This window comes from Parendozoicomonas sp. 2304DJ65-17 (assembly GCF_058148445.1).
In genome coordinates this window covers 184,425-200,941 of sequence record NZ_JBYVJV010000002.1, presented here as the reverse complement: position 1 = coordinate 200,941, position 16,517 = coordinate 184,425, and the positions used below count along the sequence as shown (strand labels likewise).

Annotated in this window: 13 protein-coding genes; 9 read left to right on the top strand and 4 right to left on the bottom strand. The window is 45.3% G+C overall.

Features of this window, described 5'->3' with window-relative positions:
• Positions 1–42 precede the first annotated feature (42 nt).
• The gene (locus ACY2RR_RS05925; RefSeq protein ID WP_490107218.1) at positions 43–4,107 is read left to right on the top strand and encodes an autotransporter domain-containing protein; all 4,065 of its coding nucleotides are present in this window, start codon (positions 43–45) and stop codon (positions 4,105–4,107) included.
• Between the two features lie 114 nt (positions 4,108–4,221).
• Here ACY2RR_RS05925 and ACY2RR_RS05920 read toward each other — a convergent pair whose 3' ends face one another.
• From ACY2RR_RS05920 to ACY2RR_RS05910, 3 genes are all read right to left on the bottom strand, one after another.
• Positions 4,222–5,133 (bottom strand): manganese-dependent inorganic pyrophosphatase, encoded by a 912-nt coding sequence (locus ACY2RR_RS05920; RefSeq protein WP_490107217.1) that lies wholly within the window; start codon positions 5,131–5,133, stop codon positions 4,222–4,224.
• 82 nt (positions 5,134–5,215) lie between these two features.
• Positions 5,216–6,409 (bottom strand): glycosyltransferase, encoded by a 1,194-nt coding sequence (locus tag ACY2RR_RS05915; RefSeq protein WP_490107216.1) that lies wholly within the window; start codon positions 6,407–6,409, stop codon positions 5,216–5,218.
• 263 nt (positions 6,410–6,672) lie between these two features.
• Positions 6,673–7,053, bottom strand: coding sequence for a group I truncated hemoglobin (locus ACY2RR_RS05910; protein WP_490107215.1), 381 nt, complete (start codon positions 7,051–7,053; stop codon positions 6,673–6,675).
• A 227-nt stretch (positions 7,054–7,280) separates the two neighbouring features.
• Here ACY2RR_RS05910 and uxaC point away from each other — a divergent pair, with 227 nt between their 5' ends.
• The 5 genes from uxaC to ACY2RR_RS05885 are packed head-to-tail and all read left to right on the top strand — an operon-like array spanning position 7,281 to position 13,061.
• On the top strand, positions 7,281–8,693 hold the full coding sequence (gene uxaC, locus ACY2RR_RS05905; RefSeq protein ID WP_490107214.1) for a glucuronate isomerase: 1,413 nt from the start codon (positions 7,281–7,283) through the stop codon (positions 8,691–8,693).
• Complete coding sequence (locus ACY2RR_RS05900) at positions 8,690–10,198, top strand: mannitol dehydrogenase family protein (RefSeq protein WP_490107213.1); 1,509 nt, start codon at positions 8,690–8,692, stop codon at positions 10,196–10,198. The genes uxaC and ACY2RR_RS05900 overlap by 4 nt, the downstream gene beginning before the upstream one ends.
• 60 nt (positions 10,199–10,258) lie before the next feature.
• Positions 10,259–11,269 (top strand): TRAP transporter substrate-binding protein, encoded by a 1,011-nt coding sequence (locus ACY2RR_RS05895; protein ID WP_490107212.1) that lies wholly within the window; start codon positions 10,259–10,261, stop codon positions 11,267–11,269.
• Positions 11,269–11,760 (top strand): TRAP transporter small permease, encoded by a 492-nt coding sequence (locus ACY2RR_RS05890; RefSeq protein ID WP_490107211.1) that lies wholly within the window; start codon positions 11,269–11,271, stop codon positions 11,758–11,760. The genes ACY2RR_RS05895 and ACY2RR_RS05890 overlap by 1 nt, the downstream gene beginning before the upstream one ends.
• Positions 11,760–13,061, top strand: a complete 1,302-nt coding sequence (locus ACY2RR_RS05885; protein WP_490107210.1) for a TRAP transporter large permease — start codon at positions 11,760–11,762, stop codon at positions 13,059–13,061. The genes ACY2RR_RS05890 and ACY2RR_RS05885 overlap by 1 nt, the downstream gene beginning before the upstream one ends.
• Here ACY2RR_RS05885 and ACY2RR_RS05880 read toward each other — a convergent pair.
• Positions 13,054–14,232: a dipeptidase gene (locus ACY2RR_RS05880; protein ID WP_490107209.1), complete on the bottom strand. Its 1,179-nt coding sequence runs from the start codon at positions 14,230–14,232 to the stop codon at positions 13,054–13,056. The two genes, ACY2RR_RS05885 and ACY2RR_RS05880, sit on opposite strands and share 8 nt — an antisense overlap.
• An 81-nt stretch (positions 14,233–14,313) precedes the next feature.
• Between ACY2RR_RS05880 and ACY2RR_RS05875 the strand changes: the two genes are divergently transcribed.
• From ACY2RR_RS05875 to ACY2RR_RS05865, 3 genes are all read left to right on the top strand, one after another.
• On the top strand, positions 14,314–15,120 hold the full coding sequence (locus tag ACY2RR_RS05875) for a hypothetical protein (protein WP_490107208.1): 807 nt from the start codon (positions 14,314–14,316) through the stop codon (positions 15,118–15,120).
• 232 nt (positions 15,121–15,352) lie between these two features.
• Positions 15,353–15,553, top strand: a complete 201-nt coding sequence (locus tag ACY2RR_RS05870; RefSeq protein ID WP_490107207.1) for a DUF397 domain-containing protein — start codon at positions 15,353–15,355, stop codon at positions 15,551–15,553.
• Positions 15,554–15,565: 12 nt separating this feature from the next.
• Positions 15,566–16,513 (top strand): hypothetical protein, encoded by a 948-nt coding sequence (locus ACY2RR_RS05865; RefSeq protein ID WP_490107206.1) that lies wholly within the window; start codon positions 15,566–15,568, stop codon positions 16,511–16,513.
• The last annotated feature ends 4 nt before the right edge of the window (positions 16,514–16,517 follow it).

Genomic DNA, 16,517 nt, shown 5'->3' with positions numbered 1-16,517 from the left:
TAAACGACAACAAACACATAAAAATAAAACAGGGATTGCAGGATGCAGGTTTTCCGGAAAAGTGCTTTAGCAGTTGCTATTGCATTACATTCACAAGTTCTTCTAGCTAGCGTCACCATACCCAAAGATTCTACTTCAGAGTCTATAAATATAGACGGCAAAAAAGATATTTCTATACATGGAAAAATCAATTCACCTATGGCTGCTCCAAGCTATGGTAGAGAAAGATATGGGATATCAGGAATAGGGGCTTTCGACGGTGCATCTATCTCCATTAGTGATGGAGCCGAGGTATCTGGAAATCTCAAGGGAATAGATTTAAATAATGTGCTTGGAGATATATCCATTGAAAACAATGGGCATATATACGGATCTGACAACGCTATACACAATAACAACGGCATAAGCATCAATGATAGCCAAGCTAATATTGACATCACCAATTTAGAAAATGGAATTATATCATCTAAGTACTCTGGAATAGAAGTTCAAAGTTCTGAAATAACAGGAACCATTAAAAACTATGGATCGCTGATTAATAGTCACAATACAATCAATCTATCATTCAGCACTCTAAATGGGAACATTGAAAATAAATCTAATGGTCACATTTATGGAATTAACCACTTCATAATTGAAGCGAGCAATACGACAATAAATGGAAACATTATCAACGAAGGAATTATTGGAGGTATAGTCGGGATACATAAACCTGACATTTCATTCTTAGAACCTCATCAATCCAGCAAAAAAACCTATGGAGATACTGGAATAGGTTTATTATGGGGTGCAACTTTAAATGGAAACCTCGATAACTACGGTGAAATCTATACCGGGGATCATGGATTATATATTAGAGGAACTATTAATGGAGCAATTAACAACTACGGATTAATTAGCCATAGTTACAGTGGTATTACCATCATTGGAGATACTAATAAACCGATTCAAATCACAAATCATGGTAACGCTACAATTGATGCTAAAACAGGCATAGATGCATACGGAAGTATTCAAGCCATAGTCAACAATGGGTTAATAAAAGACACCACTTATACAACCACTGGCTACCCACCTATTGGAATAGGTATAAGCCTCGGACCTGACGGTACGACAGATAACATTACAAACAATGGTTCAATTATTTCTGATAACGGTATTTCTTCGTACGGTCAAGTATACGGCAGTATTGTCAATACAGGTTATATAGAAGCCACGGAGAAAGGGATTTCTTCAAGGGGAGATCAAAGTGGAATTATAAACTCTGGAAATATAGTTTCAGGTTATGGAATAGATGTAACGGGTTCTCAAACACCTACAGAAATTAGTAACTTAGGTGATATTAATTCATCAAAAGATGCTATTCGCCTGTGGAGCAGCAATTTGTCCTCTATTTCCAACTCAGGAAATATTATTTCTGAAAATGGCATTTTGGTTTATGGAGGTAGTTACTCTCCACTTGTTAACAACACCGGTTCTATTACAACAACAGATACTAGCATTTCTATAGAAGACAGTAGTATTTATGAACTACAAAACTCTGGCGTTCTATTATCAGACCTTTATGGGGTAAGCGTTAAAAATTCAGGATTGAATTATATAGATAACAGCGGTGAAATAACTGCACAGACTGCAATATACTCATCTGATAGTTCGTTTTCATACTTAACAAATACTGGCACCCTGAATGCCAGATCTGGCATATATATTCAGGGTCTCCCCGGTGGATATATTCTGAACCAAGGAGATATTACTGCTATAGAATATGGTATTGCTTTGATCCCTTCATACGGTGTTGATAGTAACCAACCAACCACACTTGGAACTATTGGCAACAGTGGATCTATAGATCTGCCAGACGATAACGGTAAAGGGATATTCATAGCCGGCCACTACACAGGAGACGTAGTCAATACTGGCAGCATCACCGCCACAGGCAACAGTTATGATATTTTTGAGCGAGATGGGGTAGACCCAGATCTATCCAACTACTCTGAGATCGAATCATTCACAGACTCATCCGACTACAACAGTGATGTTCGACTATTCAAGAAAGAAGGGACTGAGTGGTATGCACTTATTAGAAATGGCGAAAATCTAGGTCTACCTTTCGATGTTATCGGAATCGGTCAATTTGAAAACCAGCCAGCAAGTATTACTGAGCTCGATTCACTGGACAGTATTTATTACTACTACAGTGAGGATGCGGATAATGGTGAAGCATTTATTAATGGGAGGTATTTCAGTCGTCATGTATATTCCTCAGGTCTAGACATCAACGGTTCAATTGATGGGAATATAATAAACACCGGCGACATTAATATGAAAAACGGCAAAGGCATTGAGGTTTTTGGCGACGGTATTTCTGGCTCCATAATAAATACGGGCAACATCGTAGCTTCACAGTCAGTCGACTTTTCTAAAACATATAACGGGCAAAGATTCGAACACCGCTCAGGTAATCTTTCTGGCGACTTACTCGGCAGCGAAACTGGAATAGACTATTTTATAGCCTCTAGCGGGCGCATAGATGGAAAAATCATAGGGTTTGAGAATATTCAAATTGATGGTTCTGTTGACTGGAAAGGCAGCACTTTCCCATCGCCGAGTGAAGATACACGTCCCTACTCTTTCAGCGTTAACGAAGGCGCAACCCTTACTCTAGATGCACCTGTAACCATTCAAGGTGACTACCAACAACAGGGGACAGTGAACATCTCGCTTGTATCTTCTGAGATACCTCACATTGAGGTTTCAGAGGCCGCTACCTTGGCAACTGGCGCCAAGATTAACATTTCACCCAATAGTCTGGCGACCGCTTCATATCCAATACTATCTGCAGGCACCGAGCTAATAGTGGATGAAAATGCCTTAGATATCGGTAGCTCCTTCGCTTTCAATTTGGAACAAACTGTTATTGATAATACTCTCGAAGCACGAATAACACCTGCAGATATAGCAGAGGAACTGCTATTAGAAACGGGAAACAGTAACGCTTCATATCTTGCAGAAGCTCTTCAGGAAGCTCTAAGTACTCTAAGTAATACAGAACTTAAGGGAGCCCTTGAGCAACTCAACCAAATCAAAACTTCAGAAGAGTTTGTAGAGGTTATAGAGAACGCTATTCCCGGCCTGGATAACGAAACCCAATCCGCGCTGCTGGCAGCTGCCAATGCTGTTCAAGACGGAGCTTTCAACAATATCCTTTCTCACCTTTCCGATCTGCGTAGCTCTGGTTCTGGTGTAGGTACCGGTGACCTTCCCTACAGTGGCGGTGTGTGGGTTAAAGCTCTCCACACAGAAGCCAATCAGGGCAAGCAGCGTGATGGTGCTATGACCTACAGCGGTTATAAAGCCCGCAGTAAAGGTTTCACGCTGGGTGGTGATTTAGAGCTAACACCTGAATGGACGGTAGGTAGTGCTTTAAGTTTTGCTGATGTGACTGTGAATGTTAAGAATTCCGGTAATGGCACAACTATGGATAGCTACCAGCTCAGCGTTTATGGTGACTGGCAGCGTGATAACTGGTTTGCTAACGGTATTGTGAACTTTGGCTATAACGATGTTGAATCAAAGCGTTCTGCCGGTTCTACCCGTTACGAAGCCGATTATGGCAGCAAGCAATATGGCCTGAATCTGACTGGTGGCTATCAGTTCTGGTTTAACAAGAAAGATTCTCTGGTAGAGCCTCAACTGGTGATGAACTACAGCTTGCTCGATACCGACTCTTACAAAGAGAAGTCCAGTGCTGGTGATGTCGTTAAGGTTTCGCCAGATAATAAAGAAGTTTTCGAGCTGGGTGCTGGTGTACGCCTTAGCCACCTGATTGAAACTGACCGTGGACCACTGTTACCAGAGTTCTCTCTGTTCGCTTTCCATGACTTTAAAACTGACAAAGTGACTCAGGATGTAAGCGCTGAGGTCTTTAACCTTCCTCTGAGTTTCCGCACTGTAGGTATTGAGCCTGAAAAAACTCGTTATCAGGCTGGGCTGGGGCTGGCTTACTGGATGGATAATAATTTGAGCCTGTCGTTCAATTACGACCATATCTGGCAGTCTGGCTTTAAAGCTGACTCTGTTCAGGCCAAGGTTCGTTACGATTTCTAACCTCAGGCTCCTATAAAAAATGGCTTCCATAAAGGAAGCCATTTTTGTTTGGTCTTCAAGAAAAGCGGCAGAAGCACTTTTAAACACCCTGAGATACAGGGCATTATTTCTTTATCAGGAAGCCAACACATTCTGCAGCCAAGGCCACGCCTGCTTCTTACGGCTCAGGGTATCTTCCATAACCAGCATACCTTCTTCTTTAGCATGCTCAGCCAGACGACCGCTCCACTCGCCCTGGAACAGCAGCTGAGTGGTAGAAGTAGAGATGTTGGTGACCATCAGAGCAGCCAGCTTCAGGCCGTCTTCTTCGCAGCGCTTCTTCAATTCAGCCTGCAGGGCTTCGAGTTTGTCATCAGTCTGTTCAAAGCTGGCGATTTCAATCTGACCAACAACCAGAGACTCTTCTTCGAAAGGGTATTTCTTCAGGTCGCGATCAACCAGGCTGGCGATGCTCAAACCTTCCAGATTGGTCTTAACAAGCATCAGTTGATCGCAGAACTCTTCCAGATTAATACCGGCAATTTCAGCCAGAGCTTCAGCAGCCTGCTTGTCTTTTTCAGTGCAGGTTGGAGAGCGGAAGGCCACGGTATCGCTCACAATAGCGCCCAGCATCAGTACAGCCTGTGGGCGTGCAATCTCAATGTTTTCCAGCTTGTGTAAGTTGAACAGGATGGTACAAGAACAACCAACAGGCCAAATCCAGGCTTCCAGCGGGTTTACGGTAGTAATGTCACCCAGGCGGTGATGATCAACAATACCAACGATCTCAGCTTCGTTAATACCTTCAGGAGCCTGAGACAAATCAGTGAAGTCCACCAGCCAGACTTTCTCACCAGCCACGGAACCACAGATTGCAGGAGCTTCAACACCCGCATGCTGCAGAATAAATGCAGTTTCACCAGTCACTTCCCCCTGAGCAACGGCAACAGCTTCCATACCACGGGCAGCTTTCACCCATTCAGCAGCAACCAGTGCAGAACAAACACTATCGGAATCGGGATTGGTATGACCTACAACCTGAATCATCGCGTCCTCTTATATAAACACGGCTAAAAAGATGGGCGCAGATTACAGCAATACTCGGCGGCATCGAATCAGCATTAACCGCTCAAGGAGCCTGCCAATATTCAATCAAAGCCATACAGCGTTTAAGGGGATTTGAAACTGTAGTTATGTGAAGCTGATCGGCCAATTGTTTTGCCTCACCAGACAGAGAATTGAGATTTTCTAAAGCAATTGGAAGAACACTGGCAAACTCAGAAGGCGATGCCGCCAGCGAACTACCCGTCTGCTGACACCGATGGGATAACAATTGTTGCTCAAGGTGAAGGGGTAAATGAAGTTGAGGTACTCCCGCCAGCAAGCATTCTGCTGTTAGCTGATGTCCTCCATGACTGATAACAAGTTGGGCATTTTTTAAAGCATCACCAATATGCACTGGTTGGTTGGTCAACACCAGATTCGTGTTGCTGTACTCCTGCTGAAGCTGGGGAGAAATTTCCGGTATATATACAACTGCTGGCAAGCCAGTTTGCGCAATGCTTTCGAGTTGTGAGCCTAAATGTTTTTGAACCTTCAAATAGCCGAAGATTCTTGGACCATGAATATCTGGCCATTGTGGGGGCAATCCATTTTTTTCTAATTCCGGAATCCCGCCGTAATGAACCTGTGCGCGCCTTCCAAAATGATCCAGTTCTGCAAACGTCATTAGAAACGTTTCATTCACCTGATAAATATCTGCCAGCTGATGAATGGGGCTTATCCCCTGTACTGCCAGCGCTTTATTGCAATACCCAACAACATATCCTTCATCGGATTGTATGGCCTCTTTGGAAAGGGATTTATGAAGCTGAGGAAGTGGATATTCCGGTGCAGGGCAGGTAAAGCCATCGCCAAAATTCATTCTTGGAATACCCATATCCCTTGAGACCATAAGTGCTGTTGGCGCGTGGTCCGCAATAATCATATCGGGCTGTAGTTCGCAGAGTATCTGATACCAGTTAGCAACAAGGCGGTTCAGAACATCGGGGTGACCATAGCCAACATTAAACAGCACATGAACATAGGCAGGCGTTTGTTCTAAATGGTTGGGTAAATGGCCTTTGTAATAAGGGGCTTGCACATAACGTATGCTGTTGAACTGCTCATAAAGCGAAGAGAAAAAACTACGGGCTTGTTCCAAATCACGGGCAAGCAGAGTGATCTGGTGCCCTGTCACCAGCAACTCTTTTGCCAAAGCATGCAAACGGGAAAGGTGCCCCAAACCGCCACCCAGTTCCCAGGCAAGAACGATATGCGCCATTTGTTTTTATCTTTTTATTTACCGGTTCATCATGCATGGTCAGGGAGTGAAAGAAAAGATTCGTACAATTACATCTCCACTGGTTTTACTTTGTTCCCAAGAGCATCCCTTTTTGGAATGGGGTCACCTCTACAAAAAAACTGTGCCGATTTATCCAGAACAATTTTTGCCTGCTTACGCAGTGGAAGCCGCTGAAACTGCTCGAACGTGAACAGGCCCTGTCCTGTAATCAACACATAATCGAACGTCCTATCCAGCAAGGATCACCCCCTTCCCAGTACAGCGTCCCGAGTTCCTTCCACAATATCCATAACTTCCGTTTGCAGTTCCGAGCTCACGCCAATATCCGCCAGCGTTTCTCCCAAGTGCTGGGCAACCACATCAAAGTGGTGATCTGTGATATTTAAATCCGCATGAGCTTCTGCCAAACCACGTACACCTGCGTCTACCGGCCCATCAAAAGCCATAGACATAAAAGCCACCTGCTTTTTGGCCAGTTTGTCCAAATCCAGGTCAGTAAAGAAATAACCAACCTCCGGATCTTCAGCGACCCGCTCATAAAAAGTGTTTACCGCCAGAAGCACCGCCGGTTCACCTCCAATACGGTGAAAAAGGGTTTGTTTCTGATCACTACTCTGGAACATAACTGGCATCCTCCTGATGGAGTTTCCATGCAAAACCAGTTAATGCTAGCTCCTGAAACAAGGGGTGAACCTTTCCTTTTGATATATGCCGACCGCTTTAATTACATAAAGAAATAAAACGCAAGAGACCAAAGAACATCATTTCTGTCTGGTTTCTTTGCAAAAATTGAGTGGCGGAATAATTCTTCATCGTCTTTATTCAGTTCTTCTCAGATAAAGGACTGAACATGTCGGGCTACAAGCTTCACCCGGATCGCCTTTTTTCTTCCGATAACAAAATTCGGGATATTGCCCGGGACATTTATTCCAGTATTCGTGATTTGCCCATCATCAGCCCCCACGGCCATACCGATCCGAACTGGTTTGCAGACAACCAGCGCTTTGCCAACCCGGCTGATTTTCTGATCAAGCCTGATCACTACATTTTCCGAATGCTCTACAGTCAGGGCGTTTCGTTGCAAAGTTTAGGAATCCCACCGGCTTGGGATGACAATGTTGAGCAAGACCCAAGAAAAGTCTGGCAACTTTTTGCGGAGAACTGGCACCTGTTTTTAGGCACACCTTCGCACCTATGGGTGACACATGTTCTGACAGAAATTTTGGGTGTAGACAAGCCGCTGAAAACAGATACCGCAGATGCTATTTACGATCACATTGAGAGCAAACTCGCCACAAAAGAATTTCTCCCCCGCAACCTGTTCACAACCTTTCAGATTGAAGCACTGGCAACAACCGAGTTTGCAACTGATCCGCTGAAAGCTCACCAGAAGATTAATGATTCAGAATGGGGTGGCCGGGTTATCACTACATTTCGCCCCGATGACATTACCAACCCGGAACACCCTCTGTTCAAAAAACACATTCTGACTCTGAGCGTTCAAACCGGCGAAGATACCAACCACTGGAAGGGTTACCTTGAAGCTATTCGTAAACGACGGGCGTTCTTTAAGGAAGTTGGAGCAACGGCAACTGACCATGGTTTTCCAAGTGCGTACACCACCATTCTGCCAGAAGAGTGTTGTCAGCGAATTCTAACCAAAGCCATTACCGGCACCTGTTCACCACAGGAAGCCGAGCAGTTTCGGGGCCATATGATTGTTGAAAATGCCCGTATGAGTTGTGAAGACGGGCTGGTCATGCAACTGCACGTGGGAAGTTTCCGGGATCATAACCAGCAGATATTCCGGGACTTCGGCATGGATAAAGGCTGCGATATTCCTACCCGAACAGATTTTGTGAATGGGCTGCACCCATTGTTGAATGAAGTGGGCAATAACCCAGATCTGACAATAATTGCCTTCACACTGGATGAAACAGCTTACAGTCGTGAACTGGCTCCTCTGGCGGGACATTACCCTGTATTAAAGATTGGCCCGCCCTGGTGGTTTCATGATTCGCCGGAAGGAATGATGCGTTTTCGCAGGCAGGTGACTGAGACGGCGGGATTCTATAACACGGTTGGATTTAACGATGACACCCGGGCGTTTCTATCCATTCCAGCCCGTCACGATGTATCACGACGAGTTGATGCAAACTTTTTGGCTCACTATGTAGCGGAACATCGTTTGTCTCGCAGTGAAGCTTTAGACATTGCCAAAGACCTTACCTATCGCCTGCCAAAGGAAGCCTACCGCTTATGAGCTTTGAGTTGTTAAGTCGTACAAGTGCAGCTTCCGCTTTTCCTGAAAGTTTGGACACAGAAACAATCTCACCAGGCATTATTCATCTTGGTCTTGGGGCTTTTCATCGTGCACATCTGGCCCTTATTACCGATGCCTATATGCAAAAGAGTGGTAATAAAAACTGGGGAATTATTGCCGCCAATATTCGCAGTGGCCGAAAGTTAGTAGAAGACATGCAGGCCCAGAATAATCTCTATACCGTGATGGAAACCAGTGCAGAAACCGAACCTCAAAGCAGGCTTGTCTCTTCAATCACTGAAACACTTTATGCAGGTCTGGATGATCGGGATGGTTCCCAACATCGGGAACTTCTAAAGAGAATGGCTAGCCCGGCAATTCGTATTGTGTCTTTAACAGTTACGGAGAAAGGTTACTGTCTGGACAGCGCAACCGGCAGCTTACAGCTGGATTCAGAGATTATTCAGCACGATATCAAACATCCGAAAACTCCCCACAGTGCACCGGGACTTATTGTTGCTGCTCTGGCACTGCGAAAGCAAAACGGACATAAGCCTTTTACTGTTTTGAGCTGTGACAATGTTCCAGACAATGGTCAGCGGGCTCGCACAGCGGTTATTCAGCTGGCTGAACAAACAGATAAAAGTCTGGCAGAGTGGATTAAGACTTACTGCCGCTTCCCCTCCACTATGGTCGATCGCATTGTTCCTGCAATAACTTCAGAAGACCTTAATAAGATTGAGCGAAACATTAAGCTTCGGGATAACTGCGGAGTTCTCTGTGAATCATTCAGTCAGTGGATCATTGAAGATAACTTTATTGATGGGAAAGGTGGCCGCCCAAACTGGAACACTATACCCGGTGTTCGTTTTGTTGATGAGGTAAAACCCTGGGAAGAGATGAAACTGCGCATGCTGAACGGCGCCCACTCCTTCCTTGCCTACACTGGTTATCTGGGAGGATATGCCACCATTCGGGAAGTGATGACCAACCCGGATTATGTTTCCGCTGCCCATTCGTTAATACTTAAGTATGCGGCACCAACTCTTTCACTCCCCCAAGAGTTTGACCTTAAAGCTTATGCTGATGAACTGATCCTGCGATTTAAAAATCCTGTACTTGCCCACAAAACCTCACAGATTGCGATGGATGGCTCCCAGAAAATCCCACAACGGTGGCTGAATACTATCCGCTGGCATATTGAGAATAGCAGCTCTTACAATGTGCTTTCCCTTGGATTAGCCGCCTGGATTCAGTACATCAGTGGTTACGACGAGCAGGGAAAAACTATAGAAGTCAAAGACCCACTGGCAGAAAAGTTCAAAGGTATTTGTGATGCTTACGGCAGCGATATAAACAACAGGGCTCGTGCGATACTGGCAGATAAATCGATTTTTGGTCACGACCTTTCCGTGAATTACCTGTTTGCAGAAAGTGTTGCCAATGCGGCGGAACAGCTGAAGAAAGAAGGCATTCAATCTATGATTCATCAGCTGCAACAGTGACAAACCTGTTAGCGGGTTCTACTTTTCTCTCTTCGTTTTCTCCAGAGTTCTGCCAACACAATGAACACTCGCAGGGGAGTTCTATTTTTCCTGATACTTGTTCTTCTATTTGTGCAGGTCGCCTTTGCTGACTCGCATAAGAAGGACACTTCTAAGGAAAAACCAACAACCCTGAAACTTGCCCATAACCTTCATCAATCTCACCCAGTTCATCTCGCCTTTGTTTATATGCAGCAACAGTTGCAGGAAATATCCGGCGGGAAAATGAAGATTCGCATCTATCCCTCCAGCCAGATGGGTGATGCTGTAGACACCCTGCAACTGTTGCAAATAGGTGCTCTTGATCTGACGAAAGGCAGTGGCAGCCACCTTGAACCATTCGAAGGTTCCTATGCCCTGTTTAATCTCCCTTTTCTCTTTCAAGACGAACAACACTTCAATGCTGTTGTTCAAGGGGATATTGGCAAAGAGATTATGAACTCAACCCGTGAGCGTGGCTTTTTCTGTATAGCTTCTTATGCAGCCGGGTACCGTAGTTTTTATGCAAAAAAGCCTATCCGAACTCCTGACGATCTGAAGGGAATGAAAGTACGGGTACAGGTTAGCCCCATGAATCTGGAAATGGTTCGGTTAATGGGTGGTTCAGCGACCCCTCTGGATTTCGGCGAAGTGTACACCGCGTTGCAACAGGGTGTTGTCAATGCCGCTGAGAACAATGAAACATCATGGGTCGATACACGGCATGTTGAAGTTACCCCAGTGTTTTCGGAAACCAAACATCTTGCGCTTCCGGATTTTTTGGCCGTGTCTAGCAAATCATGGAACAGATTATCTATTCAGCAACAAGGGTGGCTTATGAAGGCCGCCTCCCGTTCAGAACAGTACCAAAGGGATAAGTGGTCAGAAGCAATTACATTGGCGCGAACCAGAGCGATTCAAAGTGGCGCCGAAATCATCCCTGTCAATAGAAAAGCGTTTCAGGAAGCAGTTATGCCCCTGTATGACAGATTTAGAGAAAACCCAAAACACCGCGAGCTACTCGAAAGAACTTTACGACTGAGTAAAACCTGATGGCAGGCACTCTTAAAAAATGTCTGGATAAGTTACTGGCGTTTATTATTTCGCTGAATATGGTTTTGCTGGTGTTAGTAGTTCTCTGGCAAATTATCAGCCGCTTTGTTTTCAGTCACCCCAGCACATTTACCGATGAGCTGGCCTGTTATCAAATGGTATGTATCGCTTTGCTTGGTGGCGCTTACACCGTTGGGCAAAAGCGACACCTGTCCATTGACTTAATTACTGACCATTTGACGGGTCCAACAAAGCTTCGGGTACAGCTGCTCTATCACCTGACCATTAGTGCCTTTGCATTTCTGGTGATGGTTATGGGGGGTTTCTGGCTTTCCACTCTTTCTATGAATACAGGCCAGATCAGTCCGGCCATGGGCATTGCCGTGGGATACCTTTATCTGGTCCTTCCTATCGCGGGTGTGTTTATGCTGCTTTACAGTCTGCTGTTTACTGTGGAGCTGCTCTCAAGTAAATCGAAGGAAATCGCCTGATGGGAACAACCTCGCTAATAGTCTTGTTCGGTGTGTTCTTCTGTCTGATTTTTCTTGGTATCCCGGTTTCTTTCTCTATAGGTGTTGCGTCTCTTATCTCGTTATTAACTGTTTTTCCATTTGATACTTCAGTGATGGTAATCGCTTTAAAACTCCAAAGCGGTTTAAGCAGCTTTGCCTTGCTGGCAATTCCATTCTTTATTCTGGCCGGCACCTTGATGAACAGAGGGGGTATAGCTAAACGGCTAATTAATCTTTCTCAGGTTCTGGCTGGCCGCCTGCCCGGTTCTCTGGCCCATGTAAATATTGTTGCCAATATGATGTTTGGCGCCATTTCCGGTTCCGCCATCGCCTCTGCCGCCGCGGTAGGCAGTGTGATGGATCCGGAACAACGTAAAGCTGGGTATCCTCCTGAGTTTTCTGCAGCAATTAATGCCTCTTCCTGTCCGACAGGTCTTTTGATTCCTCCCAGCAATACCATGATTATTTATTCTTTGAGCAGTGGTGGTGTATCTGTTGCGGCGTTATTTCTGGCGGGTTATTTACCGGGCCTGCTGATGGGCTTTTGCGTGATGATTATTGCAGCACTGTTTGCCATGAATCACAGCTATCCCAAACCAGAGAGGCCAACTCTGCGGATTGCTGTTCGTGCTTTTCTTGATGCAGTTCCCAGCCTGTTTCTTATTGTTCTGGTTATAGGGGGAATTATTGCGGGCATATTCACAGCGACCGAAGCCTCAGCGATTGCCGTAGCTTATGCTTTTATTCTTTCAGTGCTGGTTTACAGGGAAATATCTTTTAAAGAATTGCCGGAAGTTATTCTTGAAGCTGTGGTTATATCGTCCATTGCGCTGTTCTTAATCGCAGTTTCAGCCTGTATGGCCTGGGTGATGACCAATGCTGACCTTATGGAGCTGGTAACAGTTACTCTGGAGAAGGTGTCCGACAACCCCGTTGTGATTATGCTGATTATCAACATTGTATTGCTGATTGTCGGAACCTTTATGGATATCACTCCGGCAGTGCTGATTTTCACACCAGTGTTTTTGCCGGTCGTCACAGAGCTGGGAATGAGCCCTCTCCACTTCGGCATTATGATGATTTTTAATCTGTGTATCGGATTAATAACACCGCCGGTAGGGAATGCTCTGTTTGTCAGCTGTTCGGTCAGTGGCCTCAAAATTCAGGAAATCCTGAGGCCAATGCTGCCGATTTATGCGGTGATGTTTATTGCCCTGATGCTGGTAACTTATATTCCAGAAATATCACTGGCACTGCCCAGAGCATTTGGCTTTAGCTAGCCTGAGGTAACCATTTCAATAGAAAATCACGAGCATTTTCACCCATAACTTTACGAATGTCGGCTTCAGAAAGCCCTTCATCCAGCAAAGCCTGAGTTAATGCCGCGATTTCGGAAACATCCATAGCTGTGGTTACAGCGCCGTCAAAATCAGATCCCAGAGCCACATGATCAACGCCAGCAATATCGATGGCGTAAACAATCATTTTGGCGATACCTGTGGGGCTGTGGTCACATACGGCATCTGCCCAGTAACCGATTCCAATAAGGCCACCTTTAGCCGCTATCTTTTCTATCAACCGGTCAGAGATATTTCTGGGAGTGTCACACAGTCCCTTCATTCCAGTGTGGGAAATAACAACGGGTCGACTCGTAGAATCCAGAACATCTTCCACAACGGCAGGAGAGGAGTGAGCAACATCAATAATAATATCCAGCCCCTCCATCACCGTCACAGCCGCACGGCCAAAATCCGTTAATCCTTCATTGGTAATGCCGTGGAGCGAACCGCCAAGCTTGTTATCAAAGAAATGATGCAAGCCCATCATCCGATAGCCAGCATCATAAAGGTTTTGGATATTGGCCAGCTTGCCATCAAGGGCGTGGGAACCTTCTGTTGCCAGCAATGCGGCAACCATTTTGTTGTCACTGTTTCTGGTGGCCAGTGCAACTTTCAGGTCTTTCGCTGTGCGAACAATGCGCACCTGTTCAGGAACCTGCTTTTCAAGTTTTGCCAAACGTTCAGCCTGATACAGGGCTCGCTCTTTCAGGCTATCCCAGGTTCTGGATGGCCAGGTCTGAGCAACAGCCAGAAGAGTAATATTATCCGGCGCTTCGGCAACATTGCTTTCGTAGTTCAGTCCACGAGGGGATTTAGTAACAGCCGGGAAAACCTGAATAGCAACATTACCTTCCCTCAATCTGGGAAGATCTGCATGCCCATAATTTGACTTAATTTTAAGATCCCGACTCCACAACAAACTGTCAGTATGCAGGTCTGCGACCAACAGGCTCTCATGAAGCTGCTGTGCCTGCTCTGAAACGTCATAAGGATCATGGGGGGTAATCTGGTTCATACTGCGCTCTACTTGAGGGGGAACAAGCCAGAGAACAAGCAGTACAAGAATAAAAACCACCAGCAGTGTGCCGGTATTAAAAAGCCTTTTTATCATTTTTATTAAAAGTTGCTTTTAGTGTTATTTTAAAGGTGATTGTAAACAGTTTTATTCGGCTTTGTCAGGAAGTTTACGCTCGTGCACTCAGCTCTTTCCCTTGATGAATACCAGTCTCTTTTCCACTGTCGAGCAGATAATATTCAGCCGTTTGTAGCCAAAGACACCTCAGAAGGAGAAATACTGTTCATTAAAGCCGAAGACTTTCTCCCAGCTTTTGCCTGCCTCGAGAAACAACTGTCTGCAACACCCGCTCTTCCAATAACCCGTACAGAGGCCAATGCTCTGGAGATTGCCCTGCCCTGTGAGTGGGGGTGTTTTATGCAGTCTCAGCTGGAAAATATCATCCAGCTATTTGCCGAAACGCACCCTGAAAACTGGACAGCAGAATACTGGCAAAGAACCTTGGGTGCCTTCCCCTACGTTTGCCAAAGCCGCGCTACTGTTTACAACAGTCATGCAGCCTTTCCCAAATCTCATACATTCCTGCCTCATTGTGATGCTATCGGTGGCTGGGTATGCCAGATCTGGCGATCCACATTTCCGGAAGAGGTAAGTCATACCTCTTTTTACAAAGTTTTGGATCACTACAGTTGCCCGAATTCTTTGGAAAATACTTGGGAAGAACTGGCGCAGGAAGGTTATATGTCACCACCGCCAGACTGGTGGCAAACTCAGGGACGGCCAGGAAAAGAAAGCCAGATTGTTGAGTACTGCCGTATTGCCAACAAAGCCAATACATTGATTATTTTCCCTGCTTCGCTGTATCACTCTCCCTGGTATAGTAAGAATCTGAAAGAAGAACGCTGTCTTGTGCAATGGTTTTTCGAACCGCACCCCTCAGTCGTGCAAAATGTTCACCAGTCACTGAGAGGGATCAGAATTTAGTGCGCTCTCTTACTCATAATGCTCTCATAACTGCATAGAACATCTGGATACGTCATCAAAAACCACACGAATTCCCTAACTCTTCGCACAAAGTGACAAATACTCACTGAATTTGCGAAGCTTTTTATACCTTTTCAAGGGTTCAGATATTCCAACTTTGTCTTATGTCTTTTCCCTGTGCCCCCTATCTTTCCTAACAGCAACAACCAACCACGTTGCTGAGGAGTTCAAGATGAAAACTGTATTCCAAAACTCTGACTTCAAAACCAGCTCTTACACTCAGGGAGTTATCTCCTGTGTGGAAGTGGCTATGAAAGATGGGACTATCGCTGTGCGCAACAACCGTTGCCCGGAAAAAGGCATGGTGCTTTTCGATAACCAGGAGTGGGAAGCTTTCATCAAAGGTGTTAAGAACAACGAATTTGAGCTTTGACGAGTATTTTTCATGCAACCCACGATGAGCCCTCAAAACCCTGACTCAGCAGTACCAAAGGAGTTCAGGCGGGCTCATCTTTTTACTCACAACCAGCAACTTATTCATACCCTTGCCGAACAAACCTCCAACTTTTCCAAACCCGGTGTTCTTCGTAATTCGCAAGCCAGTCACTTCGATGAAAATGACATAAGACATGTTCTGCACTCAGTGTCTGCCCGGGCCACTGTTACAAGCCCAAATGTCAGAGTTATGTCCGGCCATGGCACACAGCTTGATAAACTTCAGATTCTTCTTCAAAACCCGCCAGACCAGAACACAACGATTGGCGTATGGCTTGAATCACTGTTTCCAAACGATGAAATCTGCATTGTTATCAACAAGCTGTTTTTGTATTTGCCAGATGTAATTCACCGGTTACAGGGGCTCTATACAACCCTTTGTGAATACAAAAACAGCAGCCGAATGGCACTCCATCCCGGCTTGATATTTGGCAATTACAACCATACACCCCTTGGTATTCACGAGGATGGCCCAGCCACCAGCGTGATTCATTTTCATCTGGGGCCTGCAACAAAACATCTGACTTTCTGGAAAAGAACGCAGCTGCAAAAACTGACTGGATCAAGTGAGCGATTTTTCGAAAGCAATCCACGAAACAATCACACTTATGACAGCCTTATCAAAGAAGGTGAAACCTGGAACATCGAGCCCGGAGATATTTTCTATATCCCAGAAAACATTCCCCATATTGGCCATGAACAAGGTTACTCCGCGGCTTTCATAATGATTATTGAGCAACTTTCCGAAAAACAGTGGCAGGAGCAGGCACTACTTCAGTTCCTACCTGCGGATAAAGAGATGGCATCACTCACGATTGCCGAAGCCTGCAGAAGGTTTTCCGATACTGTGAAAGAAAATTTTGGTGTTATACCCACCCCGGAATTAAACAACAGGTAACGTG

Excerpts from the sequence above, each read along its gene's own strand:
- ACY2RR_RS05890 (WP_490107211.1), top strand. The coding sequence starts at position 11,269 with ATGGCAGGCACTCTTAAAAAATGTCTGGATAAGTTACTGGCGTTTATT.
- ACY2RR_RS05880 (WP_490107209.1), bottom strand. The coding sequence starts at position 14,232 with ATGATAAAAAGGCTTTTTAATACCGGCACACTGCTGGTGGTTTTTATT.
- ACY2RR_RS05885 (WP_490107210.1), top strand. The coding sequence starts at position 11,760 with ATGGGAACAACCTCGCTAATAGTCTTGTTCGGTGTGTTCTTCTGTCTG.
- ACY2RR_RS05895 (WP_490107212.1), top strand. The coding sequence starts at position 10,259 with ATGAACACTCGCAGGGGAGTTCTATTTTTCCTGATACTTGTTCTTCTA.
- ACY2RR_RS05925 (WP_490107218.1), top strand. The coding sequence starts at position 43 with ATGCAGGTTTTCCGGAAAAGTGCTTTAGCAGTTGCTATTGCATTACAT.
- ACY2RR_RS05865 (WP_490107206.1), top strand. The coding sequence starts at position 15,566 with ATGCAACCCACGATGAGCCCTCAAAACCCTGACTCAGCAGTACCAAAG.
- ACY2RR_RS05900 (WP_490107213.1), top strand. The coding sequence starts at position 8,690 with ATGAGCTTTGAGTTGTTAAGTCGTACAAGTGCAGCTTCCGCTTTTCCT.
- ACY2RR_RS05920 (WP_490107217.1), bottom strand. The coding sequence starts at position 5,133 with ATGATTCAGGTTGTAGGTCATACCAATCCCGATTCCGATAGTGTTTGT.
- uxaC (WP_490107214.1), top strand. The coding sequence starts at position 7,281 with ATGTCGGGCTACAAGCTTCACCCGGATCGCCTTTTTTCTTCCGATAAC.
- ACY2RR_RS05910 (WP_490107215.1), bottom strand. The coding sequence starts at position 7,053 with ATGTTCCAGAGTAGTGATCAGAAACAAACCCTTTTTCACCGTATTGGA.
- ACY2RR_RS05915 (WP_490107216.1), bottom strand. The coding sequence starts at position 6,409 with ATGGCGCATATCGTTCTTGCCTGGGAACTGGGTGGCGGTTTGGGGCAC.
- ACY2RR_RS05870 (WP_490107207.1), top strand. The coding sequence starts at position 15,353 with ATGAAAACTGTATTCCAAAACTCTGACTTCAAAACCAGCTCTTACACT.